11 protein-coding genes are annotated in these 21,920 nt (G+C 70.5%); 8 read left to right on the top strand and 3 right to left on the bottom strand.

The annotated features are described in order from the left end of the window. Positions 1-96 precede the first annotated feature (96 nt). Positions 97-3,360 carry a hypothetical protein gene (locus ABWO84_RS03440; protein ID WP_353112558.1) on the top strand — a complete coding sequence of 1,088 codons (3,264 nt, stop codon included), beginning with the start codon at positions 97-99 and terminating at the stop codon, positions 3,358-3,360. 66 nt (positions 3,361-3,426) lie between these two features. On the opposite strand, the gene ABWO84_RS03445 is transcribed toward ABWO84_RS03440, so the two are convergent. After that, complete coding sequence (locus tag ABWO84_RS03445) at positions 3,427-4,686, bottom strand: ROK family transcriptional regulator (RefSeq protein WP_353112560.1); 1,260 nt, start codon at positions 4,684-4,686, stop codon at positions 3,427-3,429. Between the two features lie 394 nt (positions 4,687-5,080). Here ABWO84_RS03445 and ABWO84_RS03450 point away from each other — a divergent pair, with 394 nt between their 5' ends. The 7 genes from ABWO84_RS03450 to ABWO84_RS03480 all read left to right on the top strand — a co-directional run bounded on the left by ABWO84_RS03450 (position 5,081) and on the right by ABWO84_RS03480 (position 18,699). Beyond that, positions 5,081-8,392: a DOMON domain-containing protein gene (locus tag ABWO84_RS03450; protein ID WP_353112562.1), complete on the top strand. Its 3,312-nt coding sequence runs from the start codon at positions 5,081-5,083 to the stop codon at positions 8,390-8,392. Between the two features lie 97 nt (positions 8,393-8,489). Then, positions 8,490-9,530 carry a LacI family DNA-binding transcriptional regulator gene (locus tag ABWO84_RS03455; protein ID WP_353112564.1) on the top strand — a complete coding sequence of 347 codons (1,041 nt, stop codon included), beginning with the start codon at positions 8,490-8,492 and terminating at the stop codon, positions 9,528-9,530. 52 nt (positions 9,531-9,582) lie between these two features. Then, entirely contained in the window at positions 9,583-11,814 is a 2,232-nt protein-coding gene (locus tag ABWO84_RS03460; protein ID WP_353112566.1) for an FAD-dependent oxidoreductase, read from the top strand. Positions 11,815-12,190: 376 nt separating this feature from the next. Then, positions 12,191-15,247, top strand: a complete 3,057-nt coding sequence (locus ABWO84_RS03465; protein WP_353112568.1) for an alpha-mannosidase — start codon at positions 12,191-12,193, stop codon at positions 15,245-15,247. A gap of 95 nt (positions 15,248-15,342) precedes the next feature. Then, positions 15,343-16,716, top strand: coding sequence for an ABC transporter substrate-binding protein (locus ABWO84_RS03470; protein WP_353112570.1), 1,374 nt, complete (start codon positions 15,343-15,345; stop codon positions 16,714-16,716). Between the two features lie 64 nt (positions 16,717-16,780). Further along, positions 16,781-17,716, top strand: coding sequence for a carbohydrate ABC transporter permease (locus ABWO84_RS03475; protein ID WP_353112572.1), 936 nt, complete (start codon positions 16,781-16,783; stop codon positions 17,714-17,716). Beyond that, positions 17,713-18,699, top strand: coding sequence for a carbohydrate ABC transporter permease (locus tag ABWO84_RS03480; protein ID WP_353112574.1), 987 nt, complete (start codon positions 17,713-17,715; stop codon positions 18,697-18,699). The genes ABWO84_RS03475 and ABWO84_RS03480 overlap by 4 nt, the downstream gene beginning before the upstream one ends. 175 nt (positions 18,700-18,874) lie before the next feature. Here ABWO84_RS03480 and ABWO84_RS03485 read toward each other — a convergent pair whose 3' ends face one another. Together ABWO84_RS03485 and ABWO84_RS03490 are read right to left on the bottom strand one after the other, a co-directional pair. Then, the gene (locus ABWO84_RS03485) at positions 18,875-20,929 is read right to left on the bottom strand and encodes a glycoside hydrolase family 36 protein (RefSeq protein ID WP_353112576.1); all 2,055 of its coding nucleotides are present in this window, start codon (positions 20,927-20,929) and stop codon (positions 18,875-18,877) included. Then, positions 20,926-21,888, bottom strand: coding sequence for an acetylxylan esterase (locus ABWO84_RS03490; protein ID WP_353112578.1), 963 nt, complete (start codon positions 21,886-21,888; stop codon positions 20,926-20,928). The genes ABWO84_RS03485 and ABWO84_RS03490 overlap by 4 nt, the downstream gene beginning before the upstream one ends. Between the last annotated feature and the right edge of the window lie 32 nt (positions 21,889-21,920).

Below are 21,920 nucleotides of genomic sequence, written 5' to 3' on the forward strand. Positions count from 1 at the left end.
TCATCAGTCTTGACCGGAATATCCCAAGTCTCTAGATTAACTCGCCACAGGAGTCGGCCGTGTGATCCGACGCCTTCAGAGCCGAAGGAGACCTCCGTGTTCGACAGAATCCCCCGACAGGCCCGCCGTACGGCGGGCCTCATCGCGGCCGCGTCGCTGCTGCTCGCAGGCCTGATCGTCGGCCAGGCCGAGCGGGCCGGGGCCGATCAGACCGCGCCACACGCCCGCGCGGTCCTCGGCGCCACACCCACCTACGACGGCGTCGTCTCGGCCTGGCCGGGGGACCGTGACAAGGATCCGTCCCACGCGGCGACCTCGAAGGACGGCACCGCCTGCTGGACCATGTCTCAGGACCCGTTGAACCGCTACCTCTACGTCGACGTGGCGACGGCGGCGAAGCCGTCCGGGTCGAAGTACGCGAACGTCCGGATCGGCTACTACGACGCGGCGGCGACGAGCATGCGGATCGAGTACGACGGGACCGCCTCGCGCTTCCAGGCCTCGCCGTCCGTCGCCCTCGACGGCACCGGCACCTGGCGCACCACGACGATCCAGCTCGACGCGATCCGCTTCCTCAACGGCGCGAACAACGCCGACTTCCGGATCAACGTCAACCCGGTCAACGGCGCGGTCCCCCCGGTGTGCTTCTCGGAGCTGTCTGTCACCTTCTCCAACGTGCCGCGCCTGTCGCTCACGAACCCGAGCCTGCTGCTCACCACCGATGCCGCGCACCTCGACTTCGGCACGCTCGCCTCGAACGTCGCCTATACGCTCACGGCATCGGACGGCACGCCGCTGCGCTCCGGCGCCCTTCCCGTCGGCGCGTCCGGCACGGCGTCGCTCGACGTCTCCGACCTCGGCCCGGGGTACTACGGCATCGCGTTCAGCGGTGACGTGCTCGGCGAGACGGTCACGCGCACCTCTTCGTTCGGCATCATCACCCCCACGCCCGCCGGGGCGCTCGACCCGTCGTCCTTCTTCGGCATCAGCACCCACTTCGGGCACTACGGCGCCTCGGAGGACGCGCTGCTGCAGTCGCTCGCGACCATCGGATACGGGCACGTGCGCGGAGACCTCAACTGGGAGCTCATCGAGAAGAGCGCCGGCGTGTACGACTTCGCCGGATACGCCTTCGACAAGAAGTCCGCCCAGGCGAAGAGCCTCGGCATGACGCCGATGGGCGTCGTCGCCTACCGCAATCCGCTGTACGACGGCGGAGTCACCCCGCACACGTCCGACGGTCTGGCCGCCTTCGGCCGGTTCGCCGCCGCGAGCGCGGCGAAGTACGCCCCCGGGATCCGGGACTTCAACGTCTACAACGAGTACAACGGCACCGGGTTCAACACCAGCAGCTGCCAGAGCGCGACCTGCTATGTCGAGATGCTCAAGGCGGTCTACGGCCCGATGCACGCCGCCAACCCCGACGTGAACGTCATGGGCCCCATCACCTCGGGGATCAACGCCGCATGGAACGACGAGTTCTTCGCCCAGGGCGGGCTCGCCTACGTGGACACCTTCGCCACCAACGTCTACGGCTATGCGCTGCACGGGCAGAACACCCCGCCGGAGGACACCCTGCTCACCTCGGCGCTGCCCGACCTCGTCGCGCGCGTCGACCAGGAGGCCGGCGCGAGGGACGTGCCCGTGTGGATCACCGAGAACGGCTGGCCGACGCACGCGATCGGGTCGACGCTCGATGAGCAGGCCGAGGACCTGGTGCGCGCCAGCGTGCTGGTGATGGCCGCGGGCGTGGACGTCTACACCTGGTACTCCGCAATGGACGACGGCACCGACCCGAACGAGCGCGAGCACAACTTCGGCATCTTCCAGCGCCCGGACGAGGCCGCGCTCGGGATCGTCCCCAAGCCGGCCGCGGTGTCCAGTGCGGTGCTCATCCGCCAGGTGGGCGGGAAGACCCTGCAGCCGCGGGAGGACCTCGGCGCGGCCGGCATCTACTCCTATCCCTACACGGGGCAGGGGAAGACCACCCGCGTGATGTGGGCCCCGAAGACGCCCGCCGCCGTCCTGGTGAAGGGCAACGGTCCCGTCACGGTGGTCGACGAGCGCGGCGCGAGCACCACGTTCACGCCGCCCGCGTCCGGGACCTACATCGACCTCGACTCGGAGCCGCTCTACCTGCAGGGCGCCGTGACCTCGGTGACCGCCGGCTCCGGGGCGCCGCAGCTGACGGTCGGCGAACGCAGCGTCGCCTCCGAGCCGGTGAGCGCGGAGGTCACGATGAAGCGGTCGGCGCTGCACGGACCGCACCGCGGGCTGACCACGGAGGCGGAGGGCGCGGAGGGCGCCGGGTTCTCGGTGAGGGCCGGAGTGCTGCGCAGCACGATCACGCTGCCCGCGACCTCTGCGCTGGGCGATCGCACGGCGCGGGTGTCCGTGATGGACACCGCCGGCGGGGGAGGGGCGAAGCCGCTCGCGCTGCTGCGCGGGCGTACGACGACCGTTGAGCCCTTCGCGATCTCCGCGAGCCCGCGGATCGCGGAGACGGCGGGCGTCCGGCAGAACGCGGTCGACGTCACCGTGACGAACAACGCGCCGGCGGCGGTCGCGCCGCAGAGGCTCGACTATCTGATCGGAGGCCGTGCGGGCGTCCTCGACGACCTGGGCTCGATCGCCGGAGGCGCGTCGAAGGTCTACCGCCTGGACGCCGGCGATCCGACCCCCTTCGCTCCCCAGCAGTTCCGCCTCACCCTCCGCGCCGCCGACCGGAGTGTCGCCGCCGCGGGGTCGGTGACCTTCAGTCCCATCGTGCGCGAGGGCGCGGGGAACGCGACGCCGATCGACCTCGACGCCCTCGGCGGCTGGGTCGGCACCGGCGGTCAGCGCACCGGCCCCGCGGACGTCGGCGGGACGCTCTCGGTGACGCACGACGACCTGGGCCTCGTGCTCGACGCGAAGGTCGTCGACGACGTGCACCGCGGTGCGCGGGACGCCACGATGCTCTGGCAGACCGACTCGATCCAGTTCGCGGTGTACGACCGCTCGCCGTGGCTGTCCGGCGGACAGCACGTCGAGATCGGTGCGGCGCTGCTGGACGGCGGCCCCGCCGTGCGCACCTTCCTCGCGCCGAAGGGGCAGCAGCCGGGTGAGACGCCGGGGGCGGAGGTCTCGATCGAGCGCGACGAGACGACCCGCGTCACGCACTACGTGGTGCGGCTGCCCTGGGCGTCGCTGGGATTCGCGACGGCCCCGACCGAGCCGTTCGCGATGTCGTTCCTGGTGAACGACGATGACAGCGGGAAGGCCGGAGATGCACGCGACGGATTCCTGCAGTGGGGCTCGGGCATCGCGACGACGCCGAAGGACCCGGGGCTGTTCCGCGACGCGCAGCTGGTCGGCTGAGCCTCCCCCCGCCGAGGCCCGGCCCCCATCCGGGGCCGGGCCTCTGGCGTGCCGGAGCGGCGGCGGTCAGCGTCCCAGCAGCAGCGTGGACGGACGCGGCGAGAACTCCCGGTCGAGCACGAGGCACGCCGCGCCGATCGCCGCGACGTCGGAGCCGAGCGTCGTGCCGACGATCTTCACCTCGTGCAGCTGCCGGGCGATCGCGCGCTCGGCGACGATCGGGCGGATCACCGCGAGGAAGCGCTCGGAGAGGCGCTCCCACATGGTGCCGCCGAGGATCACGGCATCGAGGTCGAGCATGTTCGTGGTCGTCAGCACGGCCGACGCCGTGGCGCGGGCCGCCCGCTCGAGGATGACGACGGCACCCTCGTCGCCGTCATCGGCGAGGGTGCACAGCCGGGTGAACGCGGCGTCGACCTGTGCCGGATTCGACAGGTCGGTGTCGGCGGGGAGCACCCCGGCGGACACGGCCTGCTGTGCGAGCGGCTGCGGCGAGCAGGCGGCCCAGAACGCGTGCAGAGGTTGGTTGTAGTTGTCGCCGAACTCCTCCGACGAGACGGGGAGGAGTCCGATGTCGCCCGCGTTGCTGGCGATGCCGCGCACCACGACGTCGTCGATGACGATGCCGAGCCCCACGCCCGTGCCGAGGTAGAGGAACACGAAGTTGCGCGGGCCGTCGGCGCCGCCCGCCCACTGCTCGGCGACCGCACCGGCGATCACGTCCTTGTCAAGCAGCACCGGCAGTCCCGTGGCGTCGCGCAGGTGGTCGCGGAGCGGGACCTGGTGCCAGTCCGGCAGGTGCGGGGGGTCGAGCACCAGCCCGCGTTCGACGTCGACCGGCCCGGGCGAGGCGATCCCGACGCCGAGGATGCGGTCGCGGTCGACCGGCGCGCGGTCGATCAGCTGCAGGATCTGCTCGCTCATCAGGGACAGCACCGAGTCGGGGTCCTGTGCGTCGGGGGTGGGGTGGCTCGCGTCGACGACGACCCGCCCGGTGAAGTCCAGCAGCACGTAGGTGATCACCGCCGGGTCGATGTGCACGCCCACGGCGTAGCTGCCGGCCGGATTGAGCTCGAGCATCGTGCGCGGCTTCCCGAAGGCGACGGCCTGCTTCCCCGCCTCGACGATCAGGCCGCCCACGAGCAGCCGACGGCAGATGTTCGACACCGTCTGGGCGGACAGTCCGGTCTCGGCGGTCAGCTCGACACGGCTGCGTCCGCCGGCGGAGCGCCGGATCGCGCCCAGCACGACCCCCTCGTTGAAGTCGGCAACTCGCGGCATGTTGGTGCCGCGGCCCGCGGGCTGGCCGCCGTGCGACTCGTCCACCTGCTCTCCCCCTGCTCGGATCGTGCGGCGGCATTCCCGGGAGTGGGCGTCCGCGCCGACCTCACTACTTTATCCCTCGATTTGAATAGCCGGTCGAGGGGGTCTTGTCCCGTGAATCACGGTGCTCTATGTTAATCCATACATTTGAGTTAGTAAGTCATGAGACTCGGATGCCGCGGCCTCCGCCGTGCCCAGACAACGCCGTCGACAGGGAGAAACTCGTGCAGGATCCGCAGCACGGCTGCCACTCCCGGGCCGGCGTCCCGCCCCGCGGGGGAGTCAGCCGCAGGCCGCGCGCCGCGCGCCTCGCCGGCCTCCTGCCGCACGCCCTGCAGCCCGCGCACTGACCCACCTGCCTGCAACACCCCTACAAGGAAAGCGAAGGAGCTCCACCGTGCATGTGAAGCGAAGTTCGAGATCGATCAGGGCGGGGGCGGTCGCGATCGCCCTCGTCGGATCGGCGCTGGTCGCGGGAGGGATGCCGGCGGCCGCCGTCGCGTCGACGCCGACGGCCACCGCCGTGTTCACCACCACGCCCCAGCTCGACGGCGTCGTCAAGGTCCGCCCCGGCGATGCGGGGAAGGATCCCGCGGCCGTCGCGACGACCGTCGACGGCGTGCAGTGCTGGCAGATGAAGGACGATCCCTACGTCCGGTACCTGTACGTCGACGTCGACCAGAGCCGCATCCCGCAGGGCGCGACGCGCGCCCTGGTCACCGTGGACTACTACGACGCGGGTGACAAGGGATTCGACATCCACTACGACTCGAAGACCAGCCCGTGGACCGGCTCGCGCAACCAGCAGCTGACCGGAACGAACACCTGGAAGCACACCACCTTCGAGCTCACGAACATCAACTTCGCGAACAGGTCGAACGGATACGACTTCCGGCTGAACGTCAAGGCCAACCAGGGCGAGATGCCGCCGGTCTGCTTCTCGAAGGTCTCGGTGGCGTTCACCGACCAGCCGGTCGCGGCCATCGACTCCCTCGCGATCATGAGCCCTTCGCTCATCTTCAAGAAGGGCGAGACCTCGGTGAAGGTCGCCACCCCGGCGAGCCAGGTCACCTGGCGGCTGGGCGATGCGGATGACGTGCAGCTGCGCACCGGGACCACCCCGGTGTCGGGCGGCGAGGGCGCGATCGACCTCAAGGACCTGCCGTTCGGCTACTACACGCTGAACGTCACCGCGAACGTCCCCGACCCGGTGACGCGCACCACGTCGCTCGCCGTGCTCGACGCGCCGCCGGCGGGCTGGAACGCGAAGAGCGCGCTCTTCGGCACGCAGCTGCATCGCGGATGGCAGTCGCCGGCCGAGACCGAGGCGCTGCTCGACGCGATCACGCTCGCGGGCTACGGCAAGACCCGCAACGAGACCACCTGGGGCGAGGTCGAGGCCCAGAAGGGCGTCTACGCGTACACCGGCGAGGGGGCGCGCGTCGTCACCGAGCTCGCGAACCGCGGGGTCAACGTGATGTGGAACGCGGGCCTCACCAACCCGCTCTACGACGACAACCACACTCCGGCGAGCCCCGAGGCCATCGCCGGCTTCGCGGCCTACGTCGGTGCGACCGCAGCCCACTACGGCGGGCAGGGCGTCTCCCATGACATCGGGATCCTCAACGAGTACAACTCCACGGGGTTCAACAACGGCACCTGCGGTCTGACCGCCGCGTGCTACCTCGACGTGCTCCGTCCGGCGTACCAGGCGGCGCATGCCGCCGACGCGAAGGCGAACGTGATCGCGCCGATCACCGCGGGGGTCCAGCTGCCCTGGGCGAAGGACTTCATCGCCAAGGGCGGGCTCGACCACATCGACACCTACGCCGTGAACTACTACTCGTCCTCGGCGAACGGGCAGCCGATGGCACCGGAGAAGTCGCAGGGCCTCGCCGACCTCGGCGAGCTCTCGACGCTCCTCGCGCAGTCGCAGGGCGGCAAGGACATCCCGCTGCGCGTGACGGAGAGCGGCTGGGCGACCCACGACGCGGGGGTCTCTCAGAAGGACCAGGCGGACTACGCCATCCGGGGTCCGCTGCTCGCGCAGCTGGCCGGTGCGGACGAGTACCTCTGGTACGACCTCTACGACGACGGGTTCAGCGACAACGAGCGCGAGAACCGCTTCGGTCTGATCAACAGGGCGGACGACACCGCCTGCTGGCTCTGGGTCTGCCCCACCGCGGACTACACCTACGGCGCCGTGCACGGCATCAGCCCGAAGCCCGGCTTCGTGACGCAGGCCGTCGCGATCCGTCAGACGACGGGTCTCACGCTCAGCGGGCGGGAGAGCATCGGCGGTGACACGCTGTACAGCCTGAAGTACGCCGGCGCCACCGCCGCCGACACCAATCGCGCGATGTGGAGCATCGGTGCCGACTCGGTGACGGTCTCCTCGAAGAAGGGCTTCACGGTGACCGACGAGTTCGGTCGCGTGACCCAGGTCGCCAAGGGAGACACGACGATCGCGCTGACCGGTGCGCCGGTGTTCGTGCGCGGCGACGTGACGGTGAAGGCGGCGGCTCCCCAGCTCGTCGTCGACGTGCCGAAGAGCTCCGTGCTCTCGCACGACCTCCCGGTGACGGTGAAGCTCGCGCCCGGGGCGAAGATCAAGGGCGGCGAGCTGACGGTGTCGGCCGACGGCGTGAAGAAGAAGGTCAAGCTCAAGAAGGGCACGACCGTCTCCCTCACGCTCCCCGGCGTCACCCGGCTGGGCGCGCGCGACGTGACCGTGACGGTCGCCGACAAGAAGGGGCGGCTGCTGTCGCAGGCGCGGGGGAAGACGAACGTGGTCGATCCCTACGTCGTGTCGGCGCAGCCGCGCGTCGAGAAGGGAACCGGCGGTCTCGCCTACTCGCTCGACGTCACCGTGAAGAACAACGCCGCGGACGTCGCGGTGGACGTCGACGGGATGGACTGGAAGCTCGGCACCGCCTCCGGTACGGTGACGGACGCCTTCACGGTGCCCGCGAGCGGGTCGAAGACCGTCTCGGTGCCGATCGCCGATCCGAAGGTGTTCGCCACGCAGAACTACACGGTGTCAGCCCGTTCGGGCGATCTCGTGCGTTCGGCGTCGGGGCCGCTGAGCTTCGCGCCGATCGAGAGGACCGGGGCGGCGACGCTCGCTCCGATCGACCTCGACACGGCGGGCAAGTGGGTGTCGATCCGCAACGGCGGCCGGAACGGCGCCGCCGACCTCGGCGGAACGCTGCAGTTCACCGCGACCGCGGATGCGCTGACGCTGAAGGCCGTCATCACGGATGACGTGCACCAGGCCGATCGCACCGATCCGGCGCTGAGCTGGCAGGCGGACTCCATCCAGTTCAACACCTACGACCTGTTCCCGACGGTGCTCGGCGGCGAGCGGGTGGAGATCGCCGCCGCGCTGCTGAAGACCGGCCCGGTGGTCTACACCTTCACCCCGCCGGCCGGCGGCAAGGCCGGGATCACCCCCGGTGCCGAGGCGACGATCGTCCGCGACGAGGTCGCGCACACCACCACGTACGACGTGACGGTGCCGTGGGCCTCGCTCGGGTACGACGCGGCGCCGAAGGGCGTCTGGGGGCTGTCGTTCCTCGTGAACGACGCCGACAATGACGTGGCCGGCGCGGATGCCCGCTCCGGGTACATCGAGTGGGGCTCCGGGGTCGGCGGCGCGCCGAAGAACCCGGCGCTGTTCAAGTCGGTGCAGCTGGTGGGCATCGAGTAGGCCCACCCGACGCGAAAGAGGCCCCGTCTGCGCTCCGCGCGCCGGCGGGGCCTCCGTGTATGCTACTGCGTAAACGTTTACGCAGCGAAGGGGCGGCATGTCGAAGGGGAATGTCACGCTCGGCGACGTCGCCGCCGCCGCAGGCGTCTCGGTGGGCACCGCCTCCCGCGCCCTCGGTGCCGTCGGTCGCGTCTCGGAGGCGACGCGCGAGCGCGTGCGCGCCGCCGCCGAGCGTCTCGACTTCCGCCCGGACGCGCTGGCGCGCTCCTTCGTCACCGGACGCAGCGCGACGGTGGGCGTCCTCGCCGAGCACGCCGTGGGCCTGCACAGCATGCCCGTGCTCGTCGGCGCCTCCGAGCGGCTCGGCGAACGGGGCATCGCCACCCTCATGCGCGACGCGCACGCCACGCGCAGCGAGCTCGCCGAGCATCTGAAGACCCTCCGGGCCCGTCGGGTGGACGCCCTGCTCGTGGTGGGGGACACCCCCGACATCACCGAGATCGCGGAGTCGCTCGACTTCCCCTCGCCGCTCGTCTTCGCCAACATCGAGCCGTCCGCCGGACAGCGCTGCGTCGTCACCGCCGACGAGCGCCAGGCCGGTGAGCTCGCCGCCGCCCATCTGCTCGGTCTCGGCCGTCGCCGCATCGCGCACATCACCGCGTCCGCCGCGCTCCCCGCCGTCGCGCTCCGCGCCGCGGGGCTCGTCGATGCGCTCTCCGCCCGAGGGGTGGAGCTGGTCACGGGCGGATCCCTGCACGGCAGCTATGAGCGCGAGTGGGGCTATGAGGCCACGCAGCGGCTGCTCACCGCCAGGGAGGGCTTCGACGCGGTGGTCGCGGGCAACGACGGCGTCGCCGGCGGCGTGCTCGCCGCCCTCGCCGAAGCAGGCAGGCGGGTGCCGGACGACGTCGCGGTGATCGGGCACGACAACCTCGAGCGGCACACCGCCCGTGGCATCCAGAGCCTGACGAGCATCGACCCCAGCCGTGTCGACATCGGACGGGCCGCGGCCGACGCCGTGCTCGCCGCGATCGCCGGGGAGGAGACAGCCCCGGTCATCCGCGTGCCGGTGGCGCTCGCGGTCGGCAGGTCGACCACGGGCCCGACCCTCTCGCCGTTCCGCGACATCGACCGCTGATCCGTCCGCACGGTCGCCGGGCCGTCGCACGATCCCCCGAGGAGAATCCGCCATGCAGCAGCTCACCCACCACGCCGACGTCACTGTGGTCGGCGGAGGACTCGCCGGTGTCGCCGCCGCGGTCAGCGCGGCGAGGAACGGCGCCCGCGTCGCGCTCGTCGGCAACCGGCCGGTGCTCGGAGGCAACTCCTCGAGCGAAGTGCGCGTGTGGGTGTGCGGGGCGACGGCGCACGGGGCGCAGAAGTTCGCGCGGGAGACCGGTGTGATGGGCGAGCTGTTCCTCGAGAACCAGTGGCGCAACCCCGAGGGCAACCCGATCCTCTGGGATCACGTGATCCTCGACCTCGTGCGCGGCGAGGAGAACATCGACCTCTTCCTCAACACCGAGGTGCGCGATGTCGAGGCATCCGGTCCCGAGGCCGATCGCCTGATCTCCTCGGTCACCGGATGGCAGTCCGGATCGGAGAAGCTGATCCGGTTCGCGTCCCCCGTCTTCGTCGACGCCACCGGCGACGGCCTCGTCGGGCTCCTCGCCGGGGCCCGCTTCCTCTCCGGACGGGAGGACCGCGCGACCTACGGGGAGGAATGGGCGCCCGAGATCGCCGACGACAACATGCTCGGCAGCACGATCCTCTTCTACACGAAGGACGCCGGCGAGCCCGTGCGCTTCGTGCCGCCGGGCATCACCAAGGACATCGTCGCGTCGGGAATCCCGATCCACCGGCAGATCTCGACGTCGATGAACGGATGCGACTACTGGTGGATCGAGTGGGGCGGCGAGCTCGACGCCGTGGACGACAACGAGCGGATCCGTGACGAGCTCTGGGGCGTGGTCTTCGGCATCTGGGACCACATCAAGAACTCCGGGGAGTTCGACGCCGACACGCTCACGCTCGAGTGGGTCGGCACGGTGCCCGGCAAGCGCGAGTACCGCCGGTTCGTCGGCGACCACGTGCTCACGCAGCAGGACATCATCGACCAGGTGCACTTCGACGACGCGGTCGGGTTTGGAGGATGGTCGATCGACCTGCATCCGGCCGGAGGGGTCTACGCCGACAGTGCGGGGTCGATGCACCTGCACGGTCCGGGCCTCTACGAAATCCCCTTCCGGTCGCTCTACTCGGCGAACGTCTCCAACCTGCTGATGGCCGGCCGTGACATCTCGGCGAGCCACGTGGCGTTCGGCACCACGCGCGTGATGGCCACCTGCGCGGTCACCGGCGAGGCCGCCGGCGCCGGGGCGGCGCTCGCCGCACGGCACGGCATCACCCCGCGGCGGGTGGGAGCGGAGCGGATCGCGGAGCTGCAGTCGGCGCTGCTGCGCCAGGACGCCTCGATGCCCGGCACGGCATGGAGCGACCCCGGCGACCTCGCGCTCTCCGCGACGGTCTCCGCGTCGTCGTCCCTCTCCGCGCTCGGCGTCGCGGGGGAGGGGGAGCCCTTCTCGATCGCGGACGACGACCTCGGGATCGTGCTTCCCGTCGACCCGCGCCTCGACCTGGTGCGCATCGGCGTCGAGGCCGTGGAGCCGACCGAAGCGGTCGTCGAGCTGTGGAGCACCAGGAGCGGCCTGAACCACATCCCCGTGGACCTGCTGCGGACGGTCGTCGTCCCGGTGTCCGGGACGGGGCGCACGACGGTCGAGGCGCGCTTCGAACTGGACGTGGACGCGCCGTGCGACGTCGTCGTCGTGCTGCGCCGCAACCCGGCGCTCTCGGTGCTGATCGCCGACCGACGGCCCCCGTACGGCGTGCTCGCGCTGCTCAGCCGCACGCCGCGGATCGCGCTCGGGCAGCCGCAGACCAACGCCTGGTCGGCGGCGGAGCTGCGACGGAGGACGCCGGTGTTCGAGGCGGAGCCCGCGACCGCCGCGTACGGCCCCCGGCAGGTGATCGGCGGCCCGTCCCGCCCGTTCGGCGGCCCGAACCTCTGGGCCTCCGAGGCGCGCGGGGGCGAGGAGCACGTGGAGCTGCGCTGGGCGGAGGCGCAGCGGATCGGGCGCGTCGAGCTCGTGTTCAACGACGACCCCGACGAGGACATCGTCAACCTGCACCATCACCGCACCCCGTTCGCGGTGATGCCCGAGCTCGTGCGCGACTATCGCGTGGAGGCCTCGGTCGATGGCGCCTGGGTCGTCGTCGCCGGGGCGGAGGGCAATCGCGCCCGGCTCCGCGTGCACCCGCTCGCCCAGCCCGTGGAGACGGATGCGCTGCGCGTGGTGGTCTCCGCGACCAACGGCGATGCCCACGCGATGATCGTCGCCGTGCGCGTGTTCCACGACTGACCGGACGGTCTGCATCCGGTGTGACGTTCTGCATCCGGTTACTCGTGTTCCGGGGTGCAGGACGTCGGGGTGGGTGCAGAGCGTTCGCGGGGGTGGGGTGTGCCCGGTGTCGGACGTTCTGCATCCGGTGTGACGTTCTGCATCCGGTTACTCGTGTTCCGGGGTGCAGGACGTCGGGCAGAGTGCAGGGCGTATCGGGTATACGCTTTCCCCCAGGCGGTGCCTCGCGCCGCGCCTGATCCCCACCTCCTTCCAGGTCGCTCGAAAACTCGACATTGACAAAATAAATCAAGTTGAATTAGCGTAAGCCGAAGAACCGGGACACGTCGTGGACGACGAGGGATCCCGACGGCAGCTTCATCGAAGAGGGACGGCAGTGCACGACAACAGGCTCATCACCGAGGCGCGACTCGAGCGGTTCATCGCCGAGTTCCTCACCCCGGCGCTGTACCGCGAGGTCAGCCCGCTGGAGGTGTCGACCTGGGAGGTCGAGGGGGAGCCGATCCCCGCCGCCGACGCCATCGCCGCCGACTACCGGCCGATCGGCGTCCCGCACCGCTGGGGCACCCCCTGGTCGACGGTGTGGTTCCGCGGCACCGGGGTCGTGCCCGCCGCCTGGTTCGACGAGTCCGGACGCCTGCCCCAGGGCACGCGCACGGAGCTCGTCGTCGACCTCGGCTTCTTCGGCGACCGCCCGGGCTTCCAGGCCGAGGGGCTCGGCTATCTGCCCGACGGCACCATCCTCAAGGCGGTGTCCCCCCGCGCCGCCTACCTGCCGTGGAAGGGTGATGCCGGGAGCCCGATCGACGTGTACGTCGAGGCCGCGGCCAACCCCGACGTGGCCGGGGACTACGACTTCCTGCCGACGCCCTTCGGCTCGAAGCAGACCGCGCCCTCCGACCTCCTCTACACGCTGCGCACCTTCGCCGTCGGCCTGCTCGACGAGACCGTCTGGGCCCTCGCCCGCGACGTCTGGACCCTCGACGGCCTGATGCGCGAGCTCAGCCCGGAGAACCCCCGCCGCCACCACATCCTCCGCGCCCTCGAGCGCATGATGGACGTCGCCGACCCGCGGGACGTCTCCGGCACCGCGGCCGCGGCCCGCGCGGAGATCACCGACGTGCTCGCGAGCCCGGCCCACGCCTCCAGCCACGAGGTCATCGCCATCGGCCACGCCCACATCGACTCCGCGTGGCTCTGGCCGTTCCGCGAGACGATCCGCAAGTGCGCCCGCACCTTCTCCAACGTCGTCTCCCTGATGGACGAGCATCCGGAGTTCCGGTTCGCCTGCTCCTCGGCGCAGCAGCTCAAGTGGATGAAGGACTTCTACCCCGCGCTGTTCACGCGCATCAAGGAGAAGGTCGCCACCGGGCAGTTCATCCCGGTCGGCGGCATGTGGGTCGAGCCCGACATCAACATGCCCGGCGGGGAGGCGATGGCCCGGCAGTTCGTCGCGGGCAAGCGGTTCTTCCTCGAGGAGTTCGGCGTCGACACCCTCGAGGTGTGGGTGCCGGACACGTTCGGGTACTCGGCGGCGCTGCCGCAGATCATCGCCGCCAGCGGATCGAAGTGGTTCGTCACCCAGAAGATCTCCTGGAACCAGACCAACCAGATGCCGCACCACACCTTCCTCTGGGAAGGCATCGACGGCACCCGCGTCCTCACCCACTTCCCGTCGGCGGACACCTATATCTCCGAGCTCTCCGGCGCCGAGCTCGCGCACGCGGAGCGCAGCTTCCGCGAGGCCGGCCAGTCGACCGTGTCGCTCATCCCCTTCGGCTGGGGCGACGGCGGCGGCGGGCCCACCCGCGAGATGATCGCGGCGGCGGCGCGGGTGCGCTCCCTGGAGGGCTCGCCCAAGGTGGAGATCGACTCCCCGCAGGCGTTCTTCGAGCGCGTCGAGCAGGAGTATCCCGACCCGCCGGTCTGGTCGGGAGAGCTCTACCTGGAGCTGCATCGCGGATCGCTGACCTCGCAGCACCACACCAAGCAGGGCAACCGCCGCAGCGAGCACCTCATGCGCGAGGCCGAGCTGTGGGCGGCCACCGCTGCCTGGCGCGAAGGGGCCGAGTACCCCTACGACGCGCTCGAGCGCAGCTGGCACGACGTGCTGCTCAACCAGTTCCACGACGTGCTCCCGGGCTGCTCGATCGCCTGGGTGTACGAGGACGTCGAGCGGATGTATGCCGAGGTAGAGGAGACCGCGGAGGGCATCATCGCCGGCGCGCTGACCGCGCTCGTCGGCGAGGGCGACCGCACGCTGCTCGTCAACGCCCGCCCCCAGGCGGCCGACGGGGTGCCGGCGCTCGGTGTCTCCCCGTCCGCCGACGCGGACACCGTGCCGACCGTCACCGCATCCGGCGCCGATCTCGTGCTCGACAACGGTCTGGTGCGCGCGGTGGTCGACGCCCGCGGTCTGGTCACCTCGCTGATCGACAGCGCGAGCGGCCGCGAGGCGATCGCGCCGGGTCAGGCGGGCAACCTGCTGCAGCTGTTCCGTGACATCCCGAACAAGTGGGACGCCTGGGATGTCGACGAGCACTACCGCCGGGTCGGGGACGACCTCGTCGATGCCCTGTCGGTGCGTCCGCTGGTCGACGGGGACGGCGCCGCCGTGGTCGTCGAGCGCGTCTTCGGCGCCTCCCGGCTGGTCGAGACGATCCGCCTGCGTGCAGGGTCCGCGTCGCTCGACCTCGACTTCGACGTCGACTGGCACGAGACGCGTCACCTGCTGAAGCTGGCGTTCCCGCTGGACGTGCACGCCGACCGTTCGGCGGCCGAGACGCAGTTCGGGCACGTGTTCCGCCCGACGCACGTCAACACCTCGTGGGACGCCGCGCGCTTCGAGATCAGCGCCCACCGCTGGATCCACGTCGCCGAGCCCGGCTACGGCGTCGCGATCGCCAACGAGTCGACCTACGGCCACGATGTGGGCCGCACCACGCGCGAGGACGGCGGCACCACCACGACCGTCCGGCTGTCGCTGCTGCGCGCCCCGGTGTTCCCCGACCCCGCGGCCGACCTCGGACGCCAGCACCTGCAGGTGTCGATCCGGCCCGGTGCGGGCATCCGGGACGCCGTCGACGAGGGCTATCGGATGAACCTCCCGATCCGCGCGGTGGCGGGCGCTCGCGACGTGGCCCCTCTCGTGCGGGTGTCGCACCCCGCGGTGCGCGTCGAATCGGTCAAGCTCGCAGAGGACCGCAGCGGCGATCTCATCGTCCGGCTCTACGAGTCGGAGGGTGCGCGGGCCACCGCCGACGTCGAGATCGACGCGGACGGCATCGCCGGCATCCGCTTCGTCGACCTGCTGGAGCGGGAGATCGATCCGCCGGCCGGAACGGCGACCACCACGTCTGGAACGCGCATCACTCTCCGCCCGTTCCAGCTCCTCACCCTGCGCGTCTCGAAGGAGGTGCCGCAGGACAAGTGAGAACCGCACCGTGCCCTAGGCTGGCACGTCGCGGACCTACCCAGAGATGCACCACCCCCGGGCGTTCAGCCGCCCACTACGAAGGAGTAGCAGCAATGCAGGTACGTTCCCAGCGCGCCCTCGGCTTCGCCGTCGTCGCCGCGATCGCCGGCGTCGCCCTCGCCGGTTGCTCGACGTCATCCGACAAAGGCGCGGAGCCCGATCCCAACGCCAAGGTGACCATCACCGTCGGTGAGATGCCCACGGCCGACCAGGCCGCCTCGCTCAAGGTGTTCAAGCAGCGCGTCGCCGAGTTCGAGAAGAAGTACCCGAACATCACCGTCAAGGGCGAGGAGACCCGCTACGACCCGCAGAGCTTCAACGCGCTGCTGGTCGGCGGCACGGCACCCACCACCGTGGCGATCCCGTTCACCGACATGCAGTCGCTCATCCAGCGCGGCCAGGCGGCGGACATCACCGAGCTCGCGAAGAAGAGCAAGGTTCTGTCGGGTCTGAACCCCGATCTGGACAGCGCGGTCACCGTCGACGGCAAGAAGTACGGCGTCGTGCGGCAGGCGTACGAGATGTCCCTGATGTACAACCGCTCCCTCTACACCCAGGCGGGCCTCGACCCGAACTCGCCTCCGACCGACTGGGAAGGCGTGCTCAAGAACGCCAAGACCATCACCGAGAAGACCGGCAAGACCGGGTTCATCATCCCCACCACCAACAACCAGGGCGGCTGGCTCCTCACGACGATGTCGTACGCCAACGGCTCGCTGGTGGAGGAGGAGCCGAAGGACGGCAAGGCCAAGGTCACCGTCGACACCGACGCGATGAAGGCCTCGCTGCAGTTCCTGCACGACCTGCGCTGGGACGCGAACGCGGCCGGGGCGAACTTCCTGCTCAACGGCGACGACATCCGCAACGAGTACGCCGGCGGCAACGTCGCGCAGACCATCAACGGACCGATCTACGCCGATGTCGTGGTCAACCGCGGCATGAAGGGCGACGACATCGGCATCGCCCCGCTGCCCCAGGGTGCGAAGGGCCTCGGCACGCTCGGCGGCGGCGCCATCCAGTGGTACAACCCCAAGTCGACCCCGGAGGAGCTCGACGCCGCTCTGAAGTGGACCGAGTTCTACTGGCTGAACAAGTACTTCGACAAGGACACCGCGGTGTCGCTCGCGGCGGCGGCGGCGAAGGACAAGACGCCCGTCGGCATCCCGGAGATCCCGCTGGTGAGCAAGGAGCAGTACGACACCTACCTCGGCTGGATCAAGGACTCGATCAACGTCGACCGCTCGCTGTACACCGACTACCTGTCGTCGAAGCTGACGGTCAACGCGGAGCCCGCGGTCAAGGCGCAGGAGCTGTACGCGGCGCTCGACCCGATCGTCCAGGCCGTGCTGACCGACAAGAACGCCGACATCGACAAGCTGCTGAGCGAGGCTCAGAAGTCGGTGCAGGCCGTCGTCGACGCCGGCTGACATGCCACGGGCGCGGGGACTCCGGTCCCCGCGCCCGTCCACATCCCACAGAGAGGACCGACCTATGGCCGACGTCACGACCGCGGCGCAGCGCCGGCGCGCGAAGCCCCTGGGTGCGCGCTTCGTCACCTGGGTGCGAGGCGGCGGGATCTCGACGCTCCTGTTCTTCGTGCCGCTGCTCTTCACGTTCGGCTACTTCGCCTGGTGGCCGATCCTGCGCAGCCTCGTGCTCGCGCTGCAGAAGACGAATCTCGTCACCGAGCCCAGCTGGGTCGGTCTGAACAACTTCGAGCGGGTGCTCGCCGACCCGCTCCTCGGCACCGCCGTGGCGAACACGCTGCTGTTCGCCGGCCTCGCCCTTCTGATCGGCTTCCCCGTGCCGATCCTCTTCGCCACGTTCATGGCCGAGATGCGGCGCAGCCGCCAGGTCGCGAGCGTGCTGGTCTACCTGCCGGTGATCATCCCGCCTGTCGTGTCGGTGCTGCTCTGGAAGCAGTTCTACGACCCCTCGTCCAACGGCCTGTTCAACACCGTCCTCGGCACGTTCGGCATCGGCCCGCTGCCGTGGCTGCAGGATGGCAACATGGCGATGCCCTCGATCGTCATCCAGGCCACCTGGGCCGGGTTCGGGCAGTCGACCATCATCTACCTGGCCGCGCTGATGTCCATCCAGTCGGAGCTCTACGAGGCGGCCGAGATGGACGGCGCCCGGGTCGTGCGCCGCTTCTGGCACATCACGCTCCCGCAGATGCGCAGCATCATGCTGCTCATGCTGCTGCTGCAGGTCATCGGCACGATGCAGGTCTTCACCGAACCGTTCGTGATGACCGGTGGCGGGCCGGTGAACCGCACGACGACGGTGCTGATGCTGATCTACAACTACGCCTTCATGCAGGGCGACTACGGCAAGGCGACCGCGCTGAGCCTGCTGCTCGCCGTCGTGCTCACCATCGTCTCGGCGATCTACCTGCGCCTCACCCGGAGCTGGAGCAAGTCATGACCACCGCACCCGTCGCGCCCACCACCGAGGCACTGGTGACCGGCAAGCTCACCGAGTCCGGCACGATCGCCCAGCCCCCGCGCCGCCGCAAGAAGGCGCCGGAGCCTCAGGACCGCACCAACATCTCGGAGCTCGACCGGCGCAGCAAGCGCGTGCGGACCAGCCTCTGGATCCTCAACGCGGTGCTCATCATCGTGCTGCTGGTCATCTCCGCCGGGCCGCTGCTGTGGCTGGGGAAGGCCGCGCTGTCGACGACGCAGGACATCCTGCGGGAGCCGTTCGCGTGGTGGCCCAGCGGCATCCAGTGGCACAACCTCGTCGACGCCTGGTTCAAGATCGACATCGGCAGGTACCTCGTCAACACCGTGTTCCTCGCGGTCGGCGTGTGGTTCTTCGGGATGCTGGTGGCGCTGACCGGCGCGTACGGGCTGTCGATCCTCAAGCCGAAGTACGCGAAGGTGATCAACGGCGCGGTGCTCGCCACGCTGTTCATCCCGGGCGTCGTGTCGCTGATCGCCCAGTACGTCACCGTGCTCGACATGCCGCTGCTGCACTGGAACCTCATCAACACCTTCTGGGCGGTGTGGCTGCCCGGTGCGGCGAACGCGTTCAACGTGCTGCTCGTCTCGCGGTTCTTCGACAGCCTCCCGAAGGACGTGTTCGAGGCGGCGAAGATCGACGGCGCCGGACCGTTCCAGGTGTTCTGGCGGATCGTGCTCCCGATGTCGAAGCCGATCATCGGCGTGACCTCCCTCATCACGATCATCGGCGCGTGGAAGGAGTTCCTCTGGCCGCTGCTCGTGCTGCCGAAGCCCGATCTGCAGCCGCTGTCGGTCGGTCTCTACAAGGTGACCGCGAGCGCGGAGATGAGTCTCCTCATGGCGGGCATGTTCATCTCCGTGGTGCTGCCGATCGTGCTCTTCCTGATCTTCCAGAAGCAGTTCCTCAAGAGCGCCGGGCAGTCCGGGGCGATCAAGGGCTGAGCCCGGGCCGGGAGCCCCCGGGGCACGCTCTCCGCGTCCCGGTCCCTCCGGTCCCGGTCCCTCCGGTCCGTCTATTCGTCAGAAAGTCCCGTTATCCAGGCCGGATAACGGGACTTTCTGACGAATAGACGCGCTGGGGGCTGGGCGCCGGACCGGGGGCCGGGGGGCCAGCCGGTCAGGACGCGGAGGTGACCGCGAACACGCGGGCGGCGGGCCCGGCGGGGACCTCGAGCACGAGGGAGTCCCCCTCGATCGCGAGCGGCCAGTCCGCCGCGCCCGCGGGGAACGCCGTGCGCGCCGACGCCGGGGCGAGACCGGGGAGCACCACGCTCCGCGCCGCGCCGCGCGACCACACCGCGAGCAGCGTCTCCTCGCCCGCGCGCAGTCCGAGGGCGATCACGTCGTCGTCCCATCCGGGCAGCCCGAGGGGCCACACGGGGGCCGCCGACGCGATGCGCTTGCGCCAGTCGCGGTGCACGGCGACCGCCTCGTGCACGAGCGCCCGCTGGGCGGGACGCAGCTCGTGCAGGAAGCCGGACAGCATGAGGCGCCCGACGATCCCGCCGACCATGGCGAACGCCGTCTCGGCATCCGTCATCGCTGCGGCCGGATACGCCCAGTTGCCCGCCTGTTCCGGCAGTACGCCGGCCGGGGCGGCCGCGGCGATCGGCGCATACAGGCGGAAGTCCTGCTGGTCGCTCGTCGACTGGATGTGCGCGACGGAGAGCAGCGCGTAGTCCATCCGCATCGCACCGGACGCGCAGTTCTCGAACAGCACCTCCGGGTGCCGCGCCTGGGCGTCGAGCAGCCACTCCCGCAGCGCGCGGGTGTGACCGAGCAGCCCGGCGCCCGCTCCCGCGACGCCGTCGTCCGTCCCCGGGCCCGGATTGATGTTGTAGTCGAGCTTGAAGTACTCGATCCCGAACTCCTCGACCAGGCGGTCGACGGCGTCATCGAGGTGCGCACGGGCGGCCGGATGCCGGAGGTCGAGGTGGTACCGCTCCGACTCGAGCACGCGCTCGCCGAAGCGGTGGAAGAACGCCGCCTCGGGGAGCTCGACGGCGGCCGGCGACGAGATGCCGACGATCTCCGGCTCGAGCCACAGGCCCGGACGCATCCCCCGCTCGCGGATGACGCCGATCACGTGGGCGAGGCCTCCGGTGAAACGGCTCGGTGCTTCGCGCCAGACGCCGATCGCCGGCCAGTAGGCCTTCTCATCGGTGAACCATCCGGCGTCGATGCAAAAGTACTCCGCGCCCGAGGACGCGGCCTGCTCGATGAGGGGCAGCAGCGCCTCGGTCGACGGCTGACCGTCGAGGGTGTTCATGTAGTCGTTGTAGATCACCGGCAGCGCGGCGTCGACGGGGCGGCGCACGCGCAGCGCGCGGCGATAGGCGGTCAGCTCGGCGAACACCTCGTCGCGGCCGCCGTTCGCGACCACCAGGCCCGCCGGCTCCGAGACGAACTCCTCGCCCGCGTCGAGCCGCACGGCGAACTGGTGCTCGAGATCGCCGGGGCCGGAGGCGCTGAGCACCGCCGACGTCTGCGTCTGCCCGAGCTCCCAACTCCATCCGGCACTCGTCTCCAGCTGCCAGGCGATCGACGGGCCCTCGTCGTGCACGATCAGCCCCAGGGGCAGGTGCTCGCCGCTCGACCAGGCGCCGTGGCTCGCACGCGCGAAGCGCCCGCGGCCGTCCTGCCCGTGCGCGACGAGCCCGAGCTCGGGGAGCGCCTCGGACAGGGACTGACGGTGCCAGCGGCTCTCGGCGAGCCACTCGCTCTCGGCCCAGAACAGGTCCCCGTCCTCACGGTCGGCCAGCTCCAGCACGATCGAGCTCACCGCGGTGAGGGTCACCGGCCGGGAGCCGGTGTTGCGCACCGCGTGGCGCCACTGCAGGCCCGACGATCCCTCGGGCATCCGCAGCGTGCTCGTCACCTCGAGCCCGCTCTCCTCGTCGCGCTGGCGGATGCGCAGCGTGCGCTCATCGGCGTCGTGGCCGACGTATCGCAGCCGCTCGCCGACGGCGGAGCGCACGAAGACCTGGCTGGTGCGCTGCCGCTGCTCTGTCGCGGTGAAGACGTCGACGATCGCGTGGGACCGCACGGCGGATGCGCCGCCGTCGAGGGACAGCACGTCGAGGTGCACCGGCTCGTCGGCATCCGCGGACGTCCCGGAGAAGGCGAGGGAGAGGCGGCCGGGGGCCCAGTCGAGCGTCACGGCGGCGGTCACGCGAAGACGTCGTCGAGGAACGCGAGGTGGCGCGCGGTCTGATCCCACTGGCCGCCCTCGTGCCCGTTGTAGGGGTAGACGACCATCTCCTTGTCCTCGCCGGCATACGTGTTGAACGACGCGTAGACCGTCGACGGCGGGCAGACCATGTCGCACAGTGCGACGGAGTACAGGGCCCTGGCCGTGGCGCGGGCGGCGAAGTTGACGCCGTCGAAGTACGACAGCACGCGGAAGACGCTCTCCTCGTCGCCCCGGCGCATCTGCATATAGCGGGTGAGCTCGCTGTAGGGCGTCGAGTCGGTGATGCGCAGCGCGCGGCGGAAGTGGCTGAGGAAGGGCACGTCGATCATCGCGCCGGCGAGTCCCTCGCAGAGGCCGGCCGCGGCATGGGCGATGCCGCCGCCCTGGCTGCCGCCGGCGACGACCACCCGCTCGGGGTCGACCGACGGGTGGCTGCGGACGGCGTCCACCGCGCAGACCGCGTCGGCGAAGAGCCGACGGTAGTAGTAGTCGTGCTCGTCCTCGATGCCGGCGCTCATCTGGCCGGGCACGTGGGGTCCGCGGCCGTTCGGGTCGGCGGTGTCCCCGGCGGTGCCGCCGGAGCCCTGGCCGCGGCTGTCCATCACGAACTGCGCGTAGCCGGAGCTCGCGAGCAGCGTCCACTGCTCCGGCACGCCCCGCCCGCCGCCGTAGCCGATGTACTGCACCACCGTGCCGCGCACCTCGCCATCGGCCGGGCGCAGCATCCAGGCCTTGACCGGCTGCCCTGCGAAGCCGGGGAACGTGACGTCCTCGACGATGATGCTGCGCAGCGGCGACGCGATGCGGGTGAACTCGGCGGGACCGTGCCCGCGCGAGATCCGCAGGGTCTCCGCCCAGAAGCCGTCGAAGTCGGCGGGCTCCTCGCGCTCGGGGAGGTAGGTCTCGAGCTGGTCGAGGGGGAGGTCGAACTGTGCCATGTCTGTGTCCTCGGAAGTGGTCGGTTCGGAGT

The organism is Microbacterium sp. (genome assembly GCF_040394595.1).
In the GTDB taxonomy this organism is placed as follows: domain Bacteria; phylum Actinomycetota; class Actinomycetes; order Actinomycetales; family Microbacteriaceae; genus Microbacterium.